Source organism: Rhodovulum sp. BSW8 (assembly GCF_003314725.1).
In the GTDB taxonomy this organism is placed as follows: Bacteria; Pseudomonadota; Alphaproteobacteria; order Rhodobacterales; family Rhodobacteraceae; genus Rhodovulum; species Rhodovulum visakhapatnamense.
Window position 1 is genome coordinate 94,644 of sequence record NZ_QNVX01000067.1, and the last position, 17,772, is coordinate 112,415.

Annotated in this window: 16 protein-coding genes; 10 read left to right on the forward strand and 6 right to left on the reverse strand. The window is 68.2% G+C overall.

Features of this window, described 5'->3' with window-relative positions; all coding sequences use genetic code 11:
- The 3 genes from DSD19_RS20810 to DSD19_RS20820 form a co-directional block, all read right to left on the reverse strand.
- On the reverse strand, positions 1–1,284 hold a 1,284-nt coding region (locus tag DSD19_RS20810), incomplete at its 3' end, for a TRAP transporter large permease (protein WP_133260492.1).
- Positions 1,277–1,771: a TRAP transporter small permease gene (locus DSD19_RS20815; protein WP_113670963.1), complete on the reverse strand. Its 495-nt coding sequence runs from the start codon at positions 1,769–1,771 to the stop codon at positions 1,277–1,279. The genes DSD19_RS20810 and DSD19_RS20815, both read right to left, overlap by 8 nt.
- An 85-nt stretch (positions 1,772–1,856) precedes the next feature.
- Positions 1,857–2,861 (reverse strand): DctP family TRAP transporter solute-binding subunit, encoded by a 1,005-nt coding sequence (locus DSD19_RS20820; RefSeq protein ID WP_113670964.1) that lies wholly within the window; start codon positions 2,859–2,861, stop codon positions 1,857–1,859.
- Positions 2,862–3,148: 287 nt separating this feature from the next.
- Between DSD19_RS20820 and DSD19_RS20825 the strand changes: the two genes are divergently transcribed.
- Positions 3,149–4,339: an MFS transporter gene (locus tag DSD19_RS20825; RefSeq protein WP_113670965.1), complete on the forward strand. Its 1,191-nt coding sequence runs from the start codon at positions 3,149–3,151 to the stop codon at positions 4,337–4,339.
- Here DSD19_RS20825 and DSD19_RS20830 read toward each other — a convergent pair.
- Positions 4,309–5,586 (reverse strand): FAD-binding oxidoreductase, encoded by a 1,278-nt coding sequence (locus DSD19_RS20830; RefSeq protein WP_113670966.1) that lies wholly within the window; start codon positions 5,584–5,586, stop codon positions 4,309–4,311. The two genes, DSD19_RS20825 and DSD19_RS20830, sit on opposite strands and share 31 nt — an antisense overlap.
- A 13-nt stretch (positions 5,587–5,599) precedes the next feature.
- Complete coding sequence (locus tag DSD19_RS20835; RefSeq protein ID WP_075784515.1) at positions 5,600–6,265, reverse strand: haloacid dehalogenase type II; 666 nt, start codon at positions 6,263–6,265, stop codon at positions 5,600–5,602.
- A 225-nt stretch (positions 6,266–6,490) separates the two neighbouring features.
- On the opposite strand from DSD19_RS20835, the gene argE reads away from it, so the two are divergent.
- The 9 genes from argE (at position 6,491) to DSD19_RS20880 (ending at position 17,160) form a co-directional block, all read left to right on the forward strand.
- Positions 6,491–7,600 (forward strand): acetylornithine deacetylase, encoded by a 1,110-nt coding sequence (argE, locus tag DSD19_RS20840; RefSeq protein ID WP_113670967.1) that lies wholly within the window; start codon positions 6,491–6,493, stop codon positions 7,598–7,600.
- 151 nt (positions 7,601–7,751) lie between these two features.
- Positions 7,752–8,564: a GNAT family N-acetyltransferase gene (locus tag DSD19_RS20845; RefSeq protein ID WP_113670968.1), complete on the forward strand. Its 813-nt coding sequence runs from the start codon at positions 7,752–7,754 to the stop codon at positions 8,562–8,564.
- An 18-nt stretch (positions 8,565–8,582) separates the two neighbouring features.
- On the forward strand, positions 8,583–9,959 hold the full coding sequence (locus DSD19_RS20850) for an aspartate aminotransferase family protein (protein ID WP_075784518.1): 1,377 nt from the start codon (positions 8,583–8,585) through the stop codon (positions 9,957–9,959).
- Entirely contained in the window at positions 9,959–10,867 is a 909-nt protein-coding gene (locus tag DSD19_RS20855) for a glyoxylate/hydroxypyruvate reductase A (protein ID WP_113670969.1), read from the forward strand. The genes DSD19_RS20850 and DSD19_RS20855 overlap by 1 nt, the downstream gene beginning before the upstream one ends.
- 285 nt (positions 10,868–11,152) lie before the next feature.
- The gene (locus DSD19_RS20860) at positions 11,153–11,893 is read left to right on the forward strand and encodes an HAD-IA family hydrolase (RefSeq protein WP_207802499.1); all 741 of its coding nucleotides are present in this window, start codon (positions 11,153–11,155) and stop codon (positions 11,891–11,893) included.
- A gap of 99 nt (positions 11,894–11,992) precedes the next feature.
- Positions 11,993–13,603 (forward strand): ABC transporter substrate-binding protein, encoded by a 1,611-nt coding sequence (locus DSD19_RS20865; RefSeq protein ID WP_113670970.1) that lies wholly within the window; start codon positions 11,993–11,995, stop codon positions 13,601–13,603.
- An 82-nt stretch (positions 13,604–13,685) separates the two neighbouring features.
- Positions 13,686–14,645: an ABC transporter permease gene (locus tag DSD19_RS20870; RefSeq protein ID WP_075784522.1), complete on the forward strand. Its 960-nt coding sequence runs from the start codon at positions 13,686–13,688 to the stop codon at positions 14,643–14,645.
- Positions 14,645–15,490 carry an ABC transporter permease gene (locus DSD19_RS20875; protein ID WP_075784523.1) on the forward strand — a complete coding sequence of 282 codons (846 nt, stop codon included), beginning with the start codon at positions 14,645–14,647 and terminating at the stop codon, positions 15,488–15,490. Before DSD19_RS20870 ends, DSD19_RS20875 begins: the two co-directional genes overlap by 1 nt.
- Positions 15,490–17,160, forward strand: a complete 1,671-nt coding sequence (locus DSD19_RS20880) for an ABC transporter ATP-binding protein (RefSeq protein WP_113670971.1) — start codon at positions 15,490–15,492, stop codon at positions 17,158–17,160. The genes DSD19_RS20875 and DSD19_RS20880 overlap by 1 nt, the downstream gene beginning before the upstream one ends.
- Here the strand turns inward: DSD19_RS20880 and DSD19_RS20885 are convergent.
- Positions 17,157–17,657: an Lrp/AsnC family transcriptional regulator gene (locus DSD19_RS20885; RefSeq protein WP_075784525.1), complete on the reverse strand. Its 501-nt coding sequence runs from the start codon at positions 17,655–17,657 to the stop codon at positions 17,157–17,159. The two genes, DSD19_RS20880 and DSD19_RS20885, sit on opposite strands and share 4 nt — an antisense overlap.
- Positions 17,658–17,772 lie beyond the last annotated feature (115 nt).

A 17,772-nucleotide genomic window follows, 5' to 3' on the forward strand; every position in this document is an offset into this window, starting at 1 on the left:
CGCGACCACGGCAAGACCCAGCAGGCTCGTCAGCAGGAAGGGCGCCGCCCCCCGCGCGATCTGCTCGATGGAAAGCCGGGTCACGTTGGCCGCCACATAAAGGTTGATGCCGACCGGCGGGGTGAACAGGCCGATCGCCAGGTTGACCATCACCACCACCCCGAACCAGACCGGGTCCCAGCCCATCTCGCGCATCACCGGCAGAAAGATCGGCAGCGAGATGAACATCACCGTGATCGCGTCCATGAACATGCCCGCGACCAGAAGGATCAGCATGATCGCCAGCAGGATCACCCACTGGTTGTCGCTGAGGCCCAGCAGCGCGCCGGAATAGCTGCCGACCAGATCCTCGACCGTCACCACCCAGCCGAACAGCCCGGCAAAGGCCACGACCAGCATCACCACAGCCGAGGACGCGGCGGCATCGGCCAGCGCCTCGTAAAGCCCGCGAAGGGTCAGGGTCCGGTAGGCCAGCGCGCCGACGCCCAGCGCATAGACCGTGGCGACAAGCGCGGCCTCGGTCGGGGTGAAGACACCCGAATAGATCCCGCCCAGAATGACCAGAGGCGTCAGAAGCCCCCAGAACGCCTCGCGGAAAGCGACTGCCAGCCGCTGGCGATAGGGCAGGCCGGCATGGGGCGCGGGGCTCAGCGCATCAAGCGCCGCCCGCCCGGCCCCGCGCCGCCCGGCAAAGGGCAGCGTGGCCAGCATCACCAGCCCCATGAACAACCCCGGCAGCACGGCGGCGATGAACAGCTGCGAAATCGAGGTTTCGGCGATCACCCCGTAGATCACCAGCCCGATCGAGGGCGGGATCACGATGGACAGCGCCGCCCCGGTGCAGACCAGCCCCGCCGCATAGGCGCGGCCATAGCCGTCTTCCTCCATCCCCTTGACGATCATCGGTCCGATGGCCGCGACCGAGGCCGGGCCGGACCCGCTGACCGCGCCCCAGAACAGGCAGACCACGGTGCCCACGACGCCCATGCCGCCCGGCATCGACCCGATCAGCACGCGGAAAAACCGGATCATCCGCTCGGCAATGCCCAGCGTGCCCATCAGCGTGCCCGCCAGGATGAAGAACGGGATCGCCAGCAGCGAGAACTTGGTCACGCCCGCCGCGATCAGATCGCCCGCGATGTCGAAGCCGAAGCCCATCTGTCCCATCGCGTAGAAGGCCGACAGCCCCAGCGAGAAGGCGACCGGCACCCGCAGCGCCATCAGCAGGAAGAACAGGATCACCATTTCGGTGCCCGCGCCGAGACCGGGGAAAAGATCAGACATGGGGCGTCTCCGGCGGCAGCCTGTGCGGGCCGCCGCGCAGCGCCTCGCGGACATGCTGCAGATAGCGGATCAGGATCAGGGCAAAGCCGAAGGGAACTGCCGCCTGATAATACCAGGCCGGGATGCCCAGCGCATAGGACCGCATCCCGTTGCCGTGCAGATTGACCAGCACATCCCAGGACACCCGGGCCGACAGCGCCAGCAGCAGCGCCGAAAGCGCGGCGGCCAGCATGAACAGCGGCCTGCGCAGCACCGGCGGCAGGAGGTCCTGCACCAGCGTCACCGCCAGATGCTCGCCCCGCCGGGCGGCGATGGCGGCGCCGAACACGGTCAGCAGCAGAAAGCCGTTGGTCAGAAGCTCTTCGCTGGCGGCCAGCGAATAATGGGTGCCGTAGCGCACCACAACATTGGCAAAGCCGACCGCCGTCATGCCAAGAAACAGCAGGGCGCAGACGATCTTCTCGGCCTCTCGAAGCACAAAGCGCATGGGCAGGCTCACCGGGTTCCGCGAAATGCAGGCAGGCGCCGGACGGGCCCGCCTGTCGGCGAACCCGGCCCCGGCGCCCGCGGGCTCAGTTGGTGCCGACGATGGCCGACTGGAACGCCTCGACGATCTCGGGGCCGACTTTCCCGGCCCATTTGTCGAAGGCGGGCTTGGTCGCGGCGCGGAACGCCTGCAGTTCCTCGGCGGTCGGCTCGTAGACCTCCATGCCTTGATCGCGCAGGAACTCGATGCCCGACGCGGTCGCCTCGCGCGAGATCTGGCGTTGCCAGGCCATCGCCTCGATCGCGGCCTTGCGCATCTTTTCCTGCGTTTCTGCGTCGAGACTGTCCCATTTCGCCTTCGACACGCCCAGGAAGACCGGATCGTAGGAATAATGCCAGGCGGTCAGGTATTTCTGCATCTCGTAGACCTGCTGCGGGATGATCACCGCGCCGATCGGGTTTTCCTGCCCGTCGACCACGCCCTGCTGCAGCGCGGTCAGCGTCTCGGACCATTGCATCTGGGTCGGGTTGGCGCCAAGCGCGTTCATCACGTCGATATACATCGGCCCCGACACCCGCATGTTGAGGCCCTTCATGTCCTCGGGCGATTTCACCGGGCGGACATTGTTGGTCAACTCGCGAAAGCCGTTCTCGCCCCAGGCCAGAACGACGATCCCCTTCTCCAGCAGGATCTTCGCCATCATCTCGCCCGGCGCGCCCTGGGTCGTGGCGTCGACCTCGTCATAGGAGCTGTACAGATAGGGCAGCGAGAAGATCGCCATCTCGGGCACCAGGGGCGTCACATTGATCGCCGAGGTCACCACCAGATCGAGCGCCCCGCGCCCGACCATCTCGGCCTGTTTCATCTGGTCGCCGCCCGAAAGCTGCGCATTGGGAAAGACCCGGACGGTCATCTCGCCATCCGTGGCCTCGGACAGCAGCTCGCCGAACTTCTCGGCGCCCTTGTGCCAGGTCGTGGTGTCGCCGACATTATGCGACAGGCGCAGGGTCTCGGCCGAGGCCGTCCCCAGCATCAGCGCCCCCGCAATCAGGGCGGCCAGCGCGCGCCCTCCCAGTTTCGCAGCCTTCATGGTTCTCCTCCGTCTTTTTGCCCGGCCCTGTGGCGCGGGGCCCGATGGCGGGCCGCACGGACCCGCGGGCAACATCAAGACCAGAAGCGGGACCGTGGCACAAGCCATCAGACGCCCTCTGATGGCGTCGGGCGTCGCATCACGTCAGCGCAGGACCCCGCCGCGGCCCCTTCGGCGAGAGCTTGCCCGCACGACGCGGCACCGATTGCCCCGGGCGGCATTTCCTGCAATCGAGGGGGCAAGCACGACGCGGGTCCCCGCGCGCCCCACGCATCCGGAGGATCGGCATGCCCACATTCCGCACCCCCTGGCGCGGCGCCGCGGCGGCATTCGCGCTGAACGGCTTCCTTTTGGGCGCCTGGGCCTCGCGCGTGCCCGCCGTGGCCGAGCGTCATGGCCTGTCCGAGGCCGAGCTTGGCTTCATGATCCTGCTGATGGGGCTCGGGGCGCTTGTCTCCTTCCCGCTGGCCGGCCGGCTCAGCGACGCCTTGGGCGCGGTGCGCCTGACCCGGCGGATGGCCCCGGTCTATCTGCTGAGCCTCGTTCTCGCCGGTCTGGCCCCCAGCCCCCTGACGCTGGGCGCGGCGCTGGTCCTGTTTGGCGCGGCCCATGGCGCGATGGATGTGGCCATGAACGGCTGGGCCGCCGAGGTCGAACGCCAGATGGGCCGCTCGGTCATGTCCTCGATTCACGCGATGTGGAGCTTCGGCGCCGGGATCGGCGCGGCATCGGGGCTGGCGGCGGTCGGCCTTGGCCTGACGGTCGGGCTGCATTTCGCACTGGCCGCCCTGGCGGTCGGGGCCGCGATGGGGCCCTTCCTGTCAGTGCCCTGGACCTCGCGCATCGCCCCGCGCCAGGGCCGGGCGCCGGTCTTCGCGCTGCCTCGCGGGCCGCTGATCCTGGTCGGGCTGATCGCGCTGTCCTCGGGCTTCGGCGAGGGCGCCATGGTCGACTGGAGCGCGATCCTGCTGCGCGAGGGCATCGGCGCCACCGAGGCGCGTGCGGCCCTGGGCTATACCGTCTATTCGGGCAGCATGGTGGCGATGCGGCTTTGCGCCGACCGGCTGGTGGTCCGCCTCGGACCGGGGCCGGTGGCGCGGGCGGGCGGGCTGACGGCGGCGCTGGGCGTGGCGCTCGTCACCGGACCGATGAGCTTTCCGCTGGCGCTGGCCGGGTTCGCGCTGATGGGGCTGGGGCTTGCGGTGCTGGTGCCGCTGGCCTTCAGCCGGGCCGCCGCCGACCCCGAGATCCCGCCCGGTCAGGCCATCGCCTCGGTCGCGACCATGGGCTACGGATCGGTTCTGATGGGGCCGGCCCTGATCGGGCTGATCGCCGAGGCGACCTCGCTGCGCCTGGCCTTCATGCTGCTGGGGCTGTGCGCGCTGCTGGCCGCGGCCCTTGCGCCGGTGCTTGGCGGCAAGGGGACGCGGCCCGTGGCGGCGACCGGTCAGGACATCACGTCCTTCAGCCGGAAATAGGCGCCCACCACCGGCAGGAACCAGGGCTTGCCGGTATTGAACGGGATCGGCGGCCAGTCGAGCCCGCTCAGCGGGTTGGTGTCGTCCCGCCCCATCGCGATATCGGCCAGCGCCGACCCGATCAGCGTCGACATCTGCGCGCCGTGACCGGAATAGCCCATGCCATAGATCACGCCGTCGGCCCGACCCGCGCGCGGGAAGCGGTCCTTGGTCATGCCCACGAGCCCGCCCCAGCAATGGTCGATCTCGACCCGGGCCAGATCGGGGAAGATCGCCGCCATCGAGGCGCGCAGGATCTTGCCCGATTTCGCGTCCGAGCGCTGGTCGGACACCGCCGAGAACCGCGCCCGTCCGCCGAAGATCAGCCGGTTGTCGGGCGACAGCCGGAAATAGTTGCCGACATTCATCGAGGTCACGCAGGTCCGGTTGCCGGGCATGGCCTGCGCGGCTTCCTCGGCGCTCAGCGGCCGGGTCGCGACGATGAAGGACCCGACCGACAGGATGCGGCGCCGGAAATAGTCAAAGGTCCGGGGCGTATAGGCGCCGGTCGCGAGGATCACCCGGTCGGCGGTCAGCGTGCCCTTGGGCGTCGTCACGGCCCAGCCGGTCACGCCCTTTTCGCGTGCCGTCACCGGCGCGCCTTCCCAGATCACCGCGCCGTGGCGCCGGGCGGCCTCGGCCAGCCCGGTCACATAGCGGCCCATGTGCATCATCGCCGATTTCGGATAAAGTACCGCTCCGTGAAACGCCTCGGACCCGACCTCGCCCGCCAGATCGGCGCGCTCGAGCCATCGCGTCTCGGGGTCGACCTCGCGGTGGATCAGCTCGTAATTCGCCTTCAGCCCGTCCACATGACCCGGCTTCGAGGCCAGCTTCAGCTTGCCCGACCAGCGGAAATCGCAGTCGATGCCTTCTTCCTGCGTGATCGCCTCGATCATCCGGATCGAGGCGTCATAGGCCTTGTAAAGCCGGTGCGCGGCCTCGGCGCCCAGCGCGGTCTTGGCCTCGGCATAGCCATGGGCCACGCCGTTGTTCAGATGCCCGCCATTGCGCCCCGACCCGCCCGCGCCGACATGCGCGGCCTCAAGCAGCGCGACCTTGACGCCCGCCTTGGCCAGCTGCCGCGCCGCGTTCAGCCCGGTGAAGCCGCCGCCGATCACCGCCACGTCGAAACGCCCCGAGACCTTGTCGGGGCAGGCGCCCGCAAAGCGTGGCGCGGTCTCGTGCCAGTACGAGGAATAGTCCATCGCCCGTCTCCGCCTACAGCCCGACGACGCCGGCCAGCCCCGAGATGTCGTTGATCTCGGTATAGCCGTAATAGGGGTTCGCCGGTTCGTGGCCGCGATTGACCCAGACCTTGTTGACGATGCCCAGATCATGCGCGGTCATCAGGTCGTAGCGGAAGGACGAGGACACATGCAGGATGTCCTCGGGCCCGACGCCGAGGCTGTCGAGCATGTATTCGAAGCCGCGCATCCGGGGCTTGTAGGACTGCGCGTCCTCGGCGGTGAATACATGGGCGAAGGGCGCGCCCAGCCGGGCCACGTTCTGGTGGATCTGGGCATTGTCGGCATTCGACAGGATCACCAGCGGGATTTCGTGCGCCACCTTCGAAAGCCCCGCCGGCACGTCGGGATGCGGCCCCCAGCTCGGCACCAGATCGTAGATCCTGGCGGCCTCGGCCGGGTCGAAGGGCAGACCGTTGGCCTTGCAGGTCCGCTCGACCGCATTATGGACGACCTCGGCATAGGGCTTCCAGGCGCCCAGCACCTCGTCCAGCCGGTAGGCCGCGAAATTCCTGATGAATTTTGCCAGTTTCTCGGGCGACAGACGGGGCCCCCAGATTTCGGTGGCGGCCTCGGCCATCGCGAAATGGATCAGCGTGCCGTGACAATCGAAGGTGATGTATTTCGGGCGGAAGGTCATGGGGGTCTCCGGTCAGTTCCGCCAGAGCATGCGCCCGGCACGACGGAAGACCTTGCCGCCTTTGCCCGCAGGGGCGCATGAAATTGCGTATCGTCCCCGGGCCGCGGCAGGTCGTGCCGCCAGAGCGCCAAGAACGGCCGCATCGCGTGGGGCGCCGCGGGCATTCTGGGGACAGCGCCGCGGAGCCCCTGCCCCGCCCCACCCCGGAACCGGATCAAAGACCCCATGCCCCCCGAACTGATGCTTGCCCATCTCGTCGCCTTCCGCACCGTCGCCGGACGGCCGAACGGGGCGCTGATCGACTTCGTCCGCGACTATCTGATCGAGAACGGCGTGCCCTTCTCGGTGATCGCGGGGCCCGAGGGCGACCGGTTCAACCTCTTCGCCAGCATCGGCCCCGTGGGCGTGCCGGGCTATATCCTGTCGGGCCATGTCGATGTCGTCCCCGCGGGCGAGCCGGACTGGCGGGCCGATCCCTTCACGCTGCGCGAAGAGGCCGGGCGGCTGATCGGGCGCGGCGCCTGCGACATGAAGGGGTTTGTCGCCGCCGTGCTGTCGGCCGTGCCGGATCTGGCGCGGCGCGAACTGGCCGCCCCCATCCATATCGCGCTCTCTTATGACGAAGAGGCCGGCTGCCTTGGGGTGCCGCATCTGATCAAGCGGCTGCCGACGCTTTGCGCGGCACCTCTGGGCTGTATCGTCGGCGAACCGACCGGGCTGGTGCCGGTGCTGCGCCACAAGGGCAAGGCCACGATCCGCGTCTCGGCCGAAGGCATCTCGGGGCACAGCTCGCGCCCCGATCTGGGCTGCAACGCGATCCACCGGCTGATCCCGGTGCTGACGGCGGCCCGGGCGCAGTCGGCCGCGCTCGAGTCCGGGGCGCAGGACCCGCATTTCGCCCCGCCCTGGTCGACGCTGCAGGTCGGCACGGTTTCGGGCGGGCAGGCGGTCAATATCCTGCCCGCCGCAGCTCAGGCAATGATCGAGGCGCGCGCCATCGCGGGCGTCGATCCGCAGGGTCTGCTGGCCCCGGTCATCGCCGCCGCGGGCGAGGGTGTGACGGTCGAGCTTCAGTCCGCCTACCCTGCGCTCTCGCTTGACGAGGCCAGCCCGCTGGCCGCACTCGCCGCCGAGATCTCGGGCCAGACGCCGCTTGCGGCGGTCAGCTTCGGAACCGAGGCAGGGCTTTTCCAGGCAGCAGGTGTGCCGTCCGTGGTCTGTGGCCCCGGCGACATCGCCCGCGCTCACAAGCCCGAGGAATATCTGACGGTCGACGAACTGCATGCCGCGCGGGCAATGGCGCTGCGGCTTGGCGACCGGCTCGCGGCCGCCTGAACGCGGCATATCGTGTCGCGCGAGCAGGGCGCACCACAGAAAATGCCGCCCGGTCCGGCGATCCGGTGGCTTCTGCCGGGGGCGCGCCCCTAGCCTTCGGGGCAGGCGGCGCCCCGGCGCCCGACCCGGCGCCCGAACGGATGGAGGTTCAATGATCCCGATCGTGCCTTTCGACGACAGCCATCTGGCGGATGGCGTGCGGCTCTCGCAGCAGGCGGGCTGGCCGCATCGGCGCGAGGACTGGGCGCTGGTCCTGTCGGTCTCGACCGGCGTGGCCGCGCTTGACGCCGAGGGCCGCGTCGTGGGAACCGCCTTCTGTTCCGCCTTCGGGGACCGGGCCGCGCTGAACATGATCATCGTCGATGCGGCGCTGCGCGGGCAGGGGCTGGGCCGCCGTCTGATGGAGGCGGTGATTGCGCTTGCCGGCGACCGCGCGCTGTCGCTGGTCGCAACCCCCGAGGGCCGCCCGCTTTACGAAAAGCTGGGCTTTGCCGCCACCGGCGAGATCGTGCAGCATCAGGGCGAGGTGGTCCGCCATCTGCCGCCGCCAGGGCTGCCGGTACGAACCGGCGGGGCCGATGATCTCGACCGGATCGCCGCCATGGACCGGGCCGCGACCGGCGCCGACCGGCGCGCGCTGCTGACAAGGATCGCCGCCTCGGGCCGGATCCTGATGGCCGAAGGCGGGTTCGCGATGCTGCGCGAGTTCGGCCGGGGCACCGTTCTGGGCCCGCTTGCGGCCGACACCCCGCTGACCGCCCGGGCGCTGATTGCAGCCGCGGCCCAGGGGATGCCGGGCCGGTTCCTGCGGATCGACACCCGGCCCGGCCTCGGCCTCGGGCCGCTTCTGCAAGAAATCGGCCTGCCGCATGTGGGCGGCGGGACGGAAATGCACCGGGGCCCCGCCCCCAGGCGCGACAACAGTTTCACAACCCATGCCCTCGCCTCGCAGGCCCTGGGCTGAATTTCGGAGACCGCAGCCATGTTGTCGAATTCGCTGATCGAGCTCGATCGCGCGCATCTTGTTCACCCGGTCGCCTCCTGGCAGGGCCACGAGGCGCGCGGCGTTCGTCTTCTGCAATCGGCCAAGGGCGCCACCGTCACCGATGCCGAAGGCCGCGAGTTGATCGACGGCTTCGCCGGGCTCTGGTGCGTCAATGCGGGCTATGGCCATGACAGCATCGTCGAGGCCGCCGCGGAACAGATGCGCCGCCTGCCCTATGCGACGGGCTATTTCGACCTTGGCGCCGAGGCCCCGATCCGGCTGGCCGCCGCTCTGGCCGAGCGCGCCCCGGGCGATCTGAACCACATCTACTTTGCCCTCGGCGGGTCGGATTCGGTCGACAGCACGATCCGCTTCGTGCGCTATTACTGGCATGCCAAGGGCCAGCCCGGCCGCGACCAGTTCATCTCGGTCGCCCAGGGCTATCACGGCTCGACCACGATGGGCGCGGGCCTGACCGCCCTGCCGTCCTTCCATACCGGCTTCGGCGTGCCCTATGAGTGGCAGCACAAGATTTCGTCCCATTACAGCTACCGCAATCCGGTGGGCGACGATCCCGAGGCCATTACCGCCGCCTCGGTCGCCGAACTGAAGGCCAAGATCGAGGAGATCGGCCCCGAGCGTGTCGCCGCCTTCTATGTGGAACCGATCCAGGGTTCGGGGGGCGTGCTGGTGCCGCCGCCGGGCTGGGTCAAGGCGATGCGCGAGACCTGCCGCGACTATGGCGTGCTGTTCGTCGCCGACGAGGTCATCACCGGCTTCGGCCGCACCGGCCCGCTGTTCGCCTGCGAGGACGAAGGGATCGTGCCCGACCTGATGACCACCGCCAAGGGGCTGACCTCGGGCTATGTGCCGATGGGCGCGGTCTTCATGGCCGATCATGTCTACGAGACCATCGCCGAGGGCGCGGGCGCGGCCGCCGTGGGCCATGGCTTCACCTATTCGGCGCATCCGGTCTCGGCCGCCGTCGCGCTTGAGGTGCTGCGGCTCTACGAGGACGGCGGCCTGCTGGAAAACGGCCGCAAGATGGGGGCGCGGCTGATGGCGGGGCTGCAGGGGCTTGCCGATCACCCGCTGGTGGGCGACGTGCGCGGGCGGGGCATGCTGGCCGCCATCGAGATGGTGACCGACAAGGCCAAGAAGACCCCGGTTCCGGCCGAGCTGAACGCCGCGACCCGGCTTTTCGACCGCGCCTGGGACCAGGGCCTGGTGATCCGCGCCTTCGCCAACGGCATCTTCGGCTATGCGCCGCCGCTTTGCTGCACCGAGGCCGAGATCGACGCCATCGTCGAGCGCACCCGCAAGGTGCTGGACCTGACGCTGGACGATCCCGAGATCCGGCAGGCGATGGCCTGATGGCCTTTCTGCTGCTGTCCTACCCAGAACGCGGTGCCATCTGGCGCCGTGTTTTTCACGAGGCGGGCGAGGATCTGTGGGTCGGCACGGACGAGGTCCGGGACGCGGCCGCCGTCACCCATCTGGCCTGCTGGCAACCGCCGGACCTGTCCGCCTATCCCAACCTGCGGGTGCTTCTGTCGGTGGGTGCAGGCGTCGATCACATGCCGCCGCTGCCGCCGGGAGTGGCGCTGGTCCGCACCGTCGCGCCGGGGATCGACAGAATGGTGCGCGACTGGGTGGTGATGGGCACGCTGATGCTGCATCGCGACATGCCCGCCTATCTGGACGCCGCCCGGCAGGGCCGCTGGTGCCAGCGCCCGGTGCGACTGGCCGGCTCGCGCCGGGTCGGAATCATGGGGATGGGGCGGATCGGGCGGCTGGCCGCGGAAACCCTCGCGGGCCTCGGCTTCGAGGTCGCGGGCTGGAGCCGGTCCGGCACGCCGGTGCCCGGGATCGAGATCCATGGCGCGGCCGGGCTCGACGCCTTTCTTGCCCGCACCGACATCCTGATCTGCCTGCTTCCGCTGACCCGCAGCACCCGCGGCATCCTGAACGCCGGTCTCTTTGCGAAGCTGCCCCAAGGCGCGCATCTGGTCCATGCCGGGCGTGGCGCGCAGCTCGACATGGCGGCGCTGTCGGGCGCGCTCGATGCAGGCCGTCTGGCCTCGGCCATGCTCGATGTGACCGACCCCGAGCCGCTGCCGGCAGACCATCCCGCCTGGGCCGATCCGCGGATCGTCATCACCCCCCATGTCGCGGCCAATACCGACCCCGAGGAAGGCGCCCGCCATGCGCTGGCGGTGCTGATGGCCTGGCGCGCAGGTCAGACCCTGCCGGGACTTGTCGATCCCGAGGCCGGGTATTGAGCCCGGTATCGCACCGGCCAGCGCCGCAACCGGATATGCCGCGTGCGGGCCGGATTCGGTAGTTTCTGCCGCGGCGCCCGGATCTTTCGCACATTCCGCTTTTGCGCCAGCGGCACACTCAGGCGAGGCGCAGGCGCTCCGGGATCGCGGACGGCCTGAAATACAAGGGCGAAACGACAGGAAACGTCCCACCCCGCCCCGGCAAGACACCCCCGGCGCCCGGGTGCCGCAGACAGAAGAATGTTCCATGGCGGATGCCATGGCCGCATGAAGGAGAGGCCGATCATGGACGACCAAACCGCCGAGACGCAGGTCATGCCGCTCACCCGGTTCGACTATGTCAGCTTCGACGTGGTCGGCACGCTGATCGACTTCGAGGGCGCCATCAAGGCCGGGCTCGACGCCATCGCGACGGCCGCGGGCATCGATCTGGACGGCGAGGCTGCGCTGAGCGTCTATCGCGCCGCGCGCTACGAGCCCGACGCGCTGAAATTCCCCGACGATCTGGGCCGCTGCTACGGGCGCATCGCCACCGCATTCGGTCTGCCCGACACCCCCGAGGCGCGCCAGAGCATGATCGACGCGGTGGGCGAGGCGCAGCCCTTCCCCGACAGCGCCGAGGCGCTGGCCCGGCTGGCCAGACGCTACAAGCTGATCGCGATGACCAATGCCCGCCGCTGGGCCTACGAGAAATACGCCGCCAAGCTGGGCGAGCCGTTCTGGGCGGGCTTCACCACCGACGAGACCGGCACCGAAAAGCCCGATCCGGCCTTCTTCGAACAGGTCTTCGCCCATGTCGCGGCGACCGGCGGCAGCACGGACCGGATCCTGCATACCGCACAAAGCCAGTATCACGACATCGGCATCTCGCGCGCGCTGGGCATGACCAATTGCTGGATCCAGCGGCGCCATGCCCAGAAAGGCTATGGCGGGACCATCGAGCCCGCCGAATTCACCAAGCCCGACTACCACTTCCACAGCCTCGCGGACCTTGCCGACGCCGTCGACCGGGCCTTCGCGGACTGATCCGCCCTCCGGGACAGGCAATCCCGGACACGGCACATCCGGGCCGCAAACGCATGGCAAAGGCGTCCGGCCCCCCTCCAACAGGGAGACGACAAGCCCATGACCTTCAAGCCCACCAACTGGACCGGACGCGACGACGCGGCGGTCGAACATGCGATCCGGCGCGGCGCCTCGCGTCGCGAGCTTCTGAAGATGCTGATGGCCTCGGGCGTGGCCGTAACGGCCGGGTCCTCGATCCTGCTGCGCGCCGGGGCGGCGGTGGCCGCCACGCCGGTGACGGGCGGCACGCTTCGGGCCGCCGGCTGGTCCTCCTCGACCGCCGACACGCTCGACCCGGCCAAGGCGTCGCTCTCGACCGACTATGTGCGCTGCTGCGCCTTCTACAACCGCCTGACCTTCCTCGACGAAGCCGGTCAGGTGCAGATGGAACTGGCCGAAAGCCTTGAAACCGACGACGCGAAGGTCTGGCAGGTCAACCTGAAATCCGGCGTCACTTTCCATGATGGCAAGACCCTGACCGCGGCCGATGTGGTCTATTCGCTGAACCGCCACCTCGACGACAGCGTGGGCTCCAAGGCGAACTCGATCGCCAAGCAGATGACCGCCATCACGGCGGTCGACGACCTGACCGTCCGCATCGAGCTGGCAGCCCCCAATGCCGACCTGCCGACGATCCTGTCGCTGCACCACTTCATGATCCTGGCCGAGGGCACGACCGATTTCACCAAGGCCAACGGCACCGGCGCCTTCCTCTGCGAGGTGTTCGAACCGGGCGTGCGCTCGATCGGCACGAAAAACCCCAACTACTTCAAGGCCGAAGGCCCCTATCTCGACAGTTTCGAGTTCTTCGCGATCTCGGATGACAGCGCGCGGGTCAATGCGCTTTTGTCGGGCGACATCCAGCTGGCGGCCTCGATCAACCCGCGCTCGATGCGGCTGATCGACAGCCAGCCCAATGTGGTCAAGTCGGTCACCACGTCCGGCAACTATACCGACCTGAACATCCGGCTCGACATGGACCCCGGCACCAAGGCGGGCTTCATCGAGGGGATGCGCCACCTCATCAACCGCGAACAGATCGTCAAGGCGGTCCTGCGGGGTCTGGGCGAGATCGGCAACGACCAGCCCGTGTCCAGCGCGAACCGCTATCACAACCCCGACCTCAAACCGGCCGAGTTCGACCCCGAAAAGGCGAAACACATCTTCGACAAGGCCGGGCTTCTGGGCACCTCGATCCCGGTGGTGGCCTCGGATGCCGCAACCTCTTCGGTCGACATGGCGACCGTGATCCAGCAGGCCGGCGCCGAGATCGGCATGAAGCTCGACGTGCAGCGGGTGCCCTCGGACGGCTACTGGTCGAACTACTGGCTGAAGGCGCCGGTCCATTTCGGCAACATCAACCCGCGCCCGACCCCCGACATCCTGTTCTCGCTGCTTTACGCCTCGGACGCGCCCTGGAACGAAAGCCACTATGCGTCCGAGAAGTTCGACAGCCTGCTGGTCGAGGCCCGCGGGTCGCTGGACGAAGCGCGGCGGACCGAGATCTACTGGGACATGCAAAAGATGGTCGCGACCCAGGCGGGCACGCTGATCCCGGCCTACATCTCGAACGTCGACGCGCTGTCGGAAAAGGTGAAGGGGCTCAAACCGAATCCGCTGGGCGGCATGATGGGCTACGCCTTCGCCGAATATGTCTGGCTCGACGCCTAGGCGCCGCCCCTGAACGCGGGCGCGGGGGGCGATCCCTCCCGCGCCCAAAGTCGACGCCCCACGCAGGAGGAGAGCCACGTCCGTGCAGGCATCCCTGATCCCCTATATCCTCGTCGCCCGGCGGCTGGGCATCGCGCTGATCACCCTGATCATCGTGTCCTTCGCCGTCTTCTTCGCCACCGACCTTCTGCCCGGCGACGTGGCCGAGATCCTGCTGGGGCAGGCCGCCACCCCCGAGGCGGTCGCGGGCCTGCGCGAGGCGATGGGGCTGAACCAGCCCGCCTTCCTGCGCTTCCTGGGCTGGCTCGGCGGGCTTTTCACCGGCGATCTGGGCACGTCTTATGTCAACCAGATGCCCGTGGCCGACCTGATCGGCGACCGGCTGGCGAATTCGCTGAAACTGGCGGGCGTCACCTCGGCCGTCTCGGTGCCGCTGGCGCTGTTTCTCGGGATCACGGCGGCGATGTGGCGCGGCTCGGTCTATGACCGGCTGGTGACCGCGCTGACCATCACCGTGATCTCGGTGCCCGAATTCATGGTCGCGACGCTGGCCGTTCTGATCTTCGCGGTCTGGCTGAAATGGCTGCCCGCGCTCAGCTTCGGGGCCGAGGTCGGCACGTTCTGGGCGCTGCTGAAAGCCTATACCATGCCGGTCATCACCCTGACCTTCGTGGTCTCGGCCCAGATGATCCGCATGACGCGCGCGGCCCTCATCGAGACCATCGACACCCCCTATGTCGAGATGGCGCGGCTGAAGGGGGCGGGCCGTATCCGCCAGGTGCTGCGCCATGCGCTGCCGAACGCGCTGGGGCCCATCGCCAATGCCATGGCGCTGTCGCTCTCTTACCTCGTCGGCGGGGTCATCATCGTCGAAACCATCTTCAACTATCCGGGCGTCGCCAAGCTGATGGTCGACGCGGTCGCGACCCGCGACCTGCCGCTGATCCAGTCCTGCGCGATGATCTTCTGCGTCAGCTATCTGACGCTCATCACCCTGGCCGATCTGGTCGCGATCCTGTCCAATCCGAGGCTCCGCCGCTGATGCCCAAACCGATGTTCCTGTCGCCCGCCCGCCATGGCTTTCGCTTCAACTGGGCCGGACGGATCGGTCTGGCCATCGTCCTGCTCTGGGGCGTCATCGCGCTGGTCGGGCCGCTGATAACCCCCTACCCGGTGGGCGAAATCGTCGACTGGGACTATTTCGGTCCGATGTCGCAGAAATTCCTGCTGGGCACCGACTATCTGGGCCGCGACATGCTTTCGCGCATCCTGATGGGCGCGCGCTACACGGTGGGCATCTCGCTCGCCGCCGTCACCATCGCCTGTTCGGTCGGCGTCGTGCTGGGGATGATCGCCGCCGTGCTCGGCGGGATCTTCGATATGGGGCTCTCGCGGCTGCTGGATGCGATCAACGGCATTCCGGGGCTGCTGTTCGGGCTGGTGGTGGTCGCCGCCGTGGGCTCGTCGCTGACCGTGCTGATCCTGACGCTGGCCGCGATCTACATGCCCGGGGCCTACCGCTTTGCCCGGTCGCTTGCGGTGAACGTCAACACCATGGACTTTGTCACCGTCGCCCGGGCGCGGGGCGAGCGCACCCCCTATCTGATCGCGCGAGAGATCTTTCCCAACATCCTCGGCCCGGTGCTGGCCGATCTGGGCGTGCGTTTCGTCTTCATCGTGCTGGTGCTGTCGGGCCTGTCGTTCCTCGGGCTCGGGGTGCAGCCGCCCAATGCCGACTGGGGCGCGCTGGTGCGCGAGAATATCGGCGCGCTCAGCTTCGGGGCGCCTGCGGTGGTGTTCCCGTCGCTGGCCATCGCGTCGCTGACCATCTCGATGAACCTCTTCATCGACAACATGCCCACCCGTATCCGCGACAGGAGCGCCTGATGCCCGACGCCAGCCAGCCTCTTGTCACCGTCCACGACCTGCATATCGGCGCCGTGACCGATGCCGGCCGCCAGGTCGAGATCATCAAGGGCGTGTCCTTCGACATCCGGCCCGGCGAGTTCGTCGCGCTGATCGGCGAATCCGGGTCGGGCAAGACCACCATCGCGCTGTCGCTGATGGGCTATTGCCGACCCGGCTGTTCGATCACGGGCGGCACCGTCACGCTGGACGGCCGCGACGTCACCGCGATGACCGAGGCCGCGCGCGCCGAGCTGCGCGGGACCGAGGTGTCCTACGTGCCGCAATCGGCCGCCGCCGCCTTCAATCCGTCCAAGCGGATCATGGATCAGGTGGTCGAGATCACCGGCATCCACCGCCTGATGCCGCGCGCCGAGGCCGAGGCCAAGGCGGTCTCGCTCTTTCGCGCGCTTGCCCTGCCCCAGCCCGAGACCATCGGGCGGCGCTATCCGCACCAGGTCTCGGGCGGCCAGCTGCAGCGGCTGGCCGCGGCGATGGCGCTGATCGGCGACCCGAAACTGGTGATCTTCGACGAACCGACCACGGCGCTTGACGTCACCACCCAGATCGAGGTGCTGCGCGCCTTCAAGGCGGTGGTACAGAAAGGCGGCGTCTCGGGCGTCTATGTCAGCCACGATCTGGCCGTGGTCGCCCAGATCGCCGACCGGATCATCGTGCTGAAGGGCGGCGAGATCCAGGAAGAGAACACCACGCCGAAGATCCTGACCGAGGCCCGCCACCCCTATACCAAGGCGCTGCTGGCGGCGGTCGATCCGGTGCCGCACCAGCCGCGCAGCATCGCCGGCCTGCAGCCCCGCCCGCCGATCCTCGAAGCGATCGGCCTGCATGCGGGCTATGGCACGTTCCAGAACGCCGAGCCCGCCATAAAGGTCCTGAAGAACGTCAATTTCCGGCTGGAACGTGGCCGCAACCTTGGGGTGATCGGCGAATCCGGGTCCGGGAAATCGACCCTCGCCCGCGCCGTTTCGGGGATCCTGCCGCCCTATCGCGGCGCGGTCCTGCTGGACGGGCACGAGCTTGACGGCGATCTGAAAGAGCGCCGCAAGGAAGACCTCAGGCGCATGCAGATCGTGTTTCAGCTGGCCGACACCGCGCTCAATCCGGCCCAGACGGTCGGCAGCATCCTCGCGCGTCCGCTGAAATTCTACCACGGGCTCCGCGGCGCGGCCCGCGACGCCCGGGTCGATGCGCTGCTGGACATGGTGCATCTGCCCGCCGCGCTGAAATACCGGCTGCCGCGCGAGCTGTCGGGCGGTCAGAAACAGCGGGTGAACCTCGCCCGGGCGCTGGCCGCCGAGCCCGAGCTGATCCTTTGCGACGAAATCACCTCGGCGCTCGACACCGTGGTCGCCGCCGCGATCCTGAAGCTGCTGGAAGAGCTGCAATCCGAACTGAACCTCAGCTACATGTTCATTTCGCACGACCTTTCGACGGTCGAGGCGATCTGCGACGACGTGCTGGTCATGTACAGGGGCGAAGTGGTCGAGGAACTGCCCGCGGCCCGGATGTCGGCCGAGGCCGCGCATCCCTATTCGAAACTGCTGATCTCGTCGGTGCCGCAGCTCGACCCCGGATGGCTCGACAGTCTCGACCAGGACCCCGAATTGCTGGCCGCCTTCTCGCGCCGCTAGGTGTCGAGCTTGCCCGCGAACAGGCTGGTCAGCGGGATCTGCGACTTGATGAAGGGCGACTTGATCACGACGAAGCTGAAATACTTGTCGATGCCGATGTCGCGGTCGATCAGGCTTTCCATGATGGTCTGATAGTCGACGATGCCCGCGGTCACGAATTTCAGCAGATAGTCGTAGCCGCCCGACACCAGATGGCATTCGATGCAGGATTCTATCTTGGCCACGGTCTGCTGGAACCGCGAAAAGTCGATATGGCGGTGGTTCTTCAGCGTGACCTCGGTGAAGACGGTCAGGGTCTCGCCCAGCTTCGCCAGATCGATCTGCGCCGAATAGCCGGTGATGTAGCCCGCCGCCTGCAGCTTCTTGACCCGCATCAGGCAGGGCGAGGGCGACAGGTTGACCAGTTCGGCCAGCTCGACATTGGTGATCCGTCCGTTCTTCTGCAACTCGGACAGGATCTTGATGTCGATGCGGTCAAGCTTCTGGCGGCTGTCCATGGGCGGTCCTCGGCGGTAAGGCGTCATCGGGGGGCGTCCTCGGCCCCGGCGGGCGGTCTGCGGCCGTCTGACGCAACGTCCGAGAAACGCCTTCTCACGCTGTTCGGCAAGGGCA

Coding starts and splice junctions, on each gene's coding strand:
- DSD19_RS20815 (WP_113670963.1), bottom strand. CDS start 1,771: ATGCGCTTTGTGCTTCGAGAGGCCGAGAAGATCGTCTGCGCCCTGCTG.
- DSD19_RS20820 (WP_113670964.1), bottom strand. CDS start 2,861: ATGAAGGCTGCGAAACTGGGAGGGCGCGCGCTGGCCGCCCTGATTGCG.
- DSD19_RS20825 (WP_113670965.1), top strand. CDS start 3,149: ATGCCCACATTCCGCACCCCCTGGCGCGGCGCCGCGGCGGCATTCGCG.
- DSD19_RS20830 (WP_113670966.1), bottom strand. CDS start 5,586: ATGGACTATTCCTCGTACTGGCACGAGACCGCGCCACGCTTTGCGGGC.
- DSD19_RS20835 (WP_075784515.1), bottom strand. CDS start 6,265: ATGACCTTCCGCCCGAAATACATCACCTTCGATTGTCACGGCACGCTG.
- argE (WP_113670967.1), top strand. CDS start 6,491: ATGCCCCCCGAACTGATGCTTGCCCATCTCGTCGCCTTCCGCACCGTC.
- DSD19_RS20845 (WP_113670968.1), top strand. CDS start 7,752: ATGATCCCGATCGTGCCTTTCGACGACAGCCATCTGGCGGATGGCGTG.
- DSD19_RS20850 (WP_075784518.1), top strand. CDS start 8,583: ATGTTGTCGAATTCGCTGATCGAGCTCGATCGCGCGCATCTTGTTCAC.
- DSD19_RS20855 (WP_113670969.1), top strand. CDS start 9,959: ATGGCCTTTCTGCTGCTGTCCTACCCAGAACGCGGTGCCATCTGGCGC.
- DSD19_RS20860 (WP_207802499.1), top strand. CDS start 11,153: ATGGACGACCAAACCGCCGAGACGCAGGTCATGCCGCTCACCCGGTTC.
- DSD19_RS20865 (WP_113670970.1), top strand. CDS start 11,993: ATGACCTTCAAGCCCACCAACTGGACCGGACGCGACGACGCGGCGGTC.
- DSD19_RS20875 (WP_075784523.1), top strand. CDS start 14,645: ATGCCCAAACCGATGTTCCTGTCGCCCGCCCGCCATGGCTTTCGCTTC.
- DSD19_RS20880 (WP_113670971.1), top strand. CDS start 15,490: ATGCCCGACGCCAGCCAGCCTCTTGTCACCGTCCACGACCTGCATATC.
- DSD19_RS20885 (WP_075784525.1), bottom strand. CDS start 17,657: ATGGACAGCCGCCAGAAGCTTGACCGCATCGACATCAAGATCCTGTCC.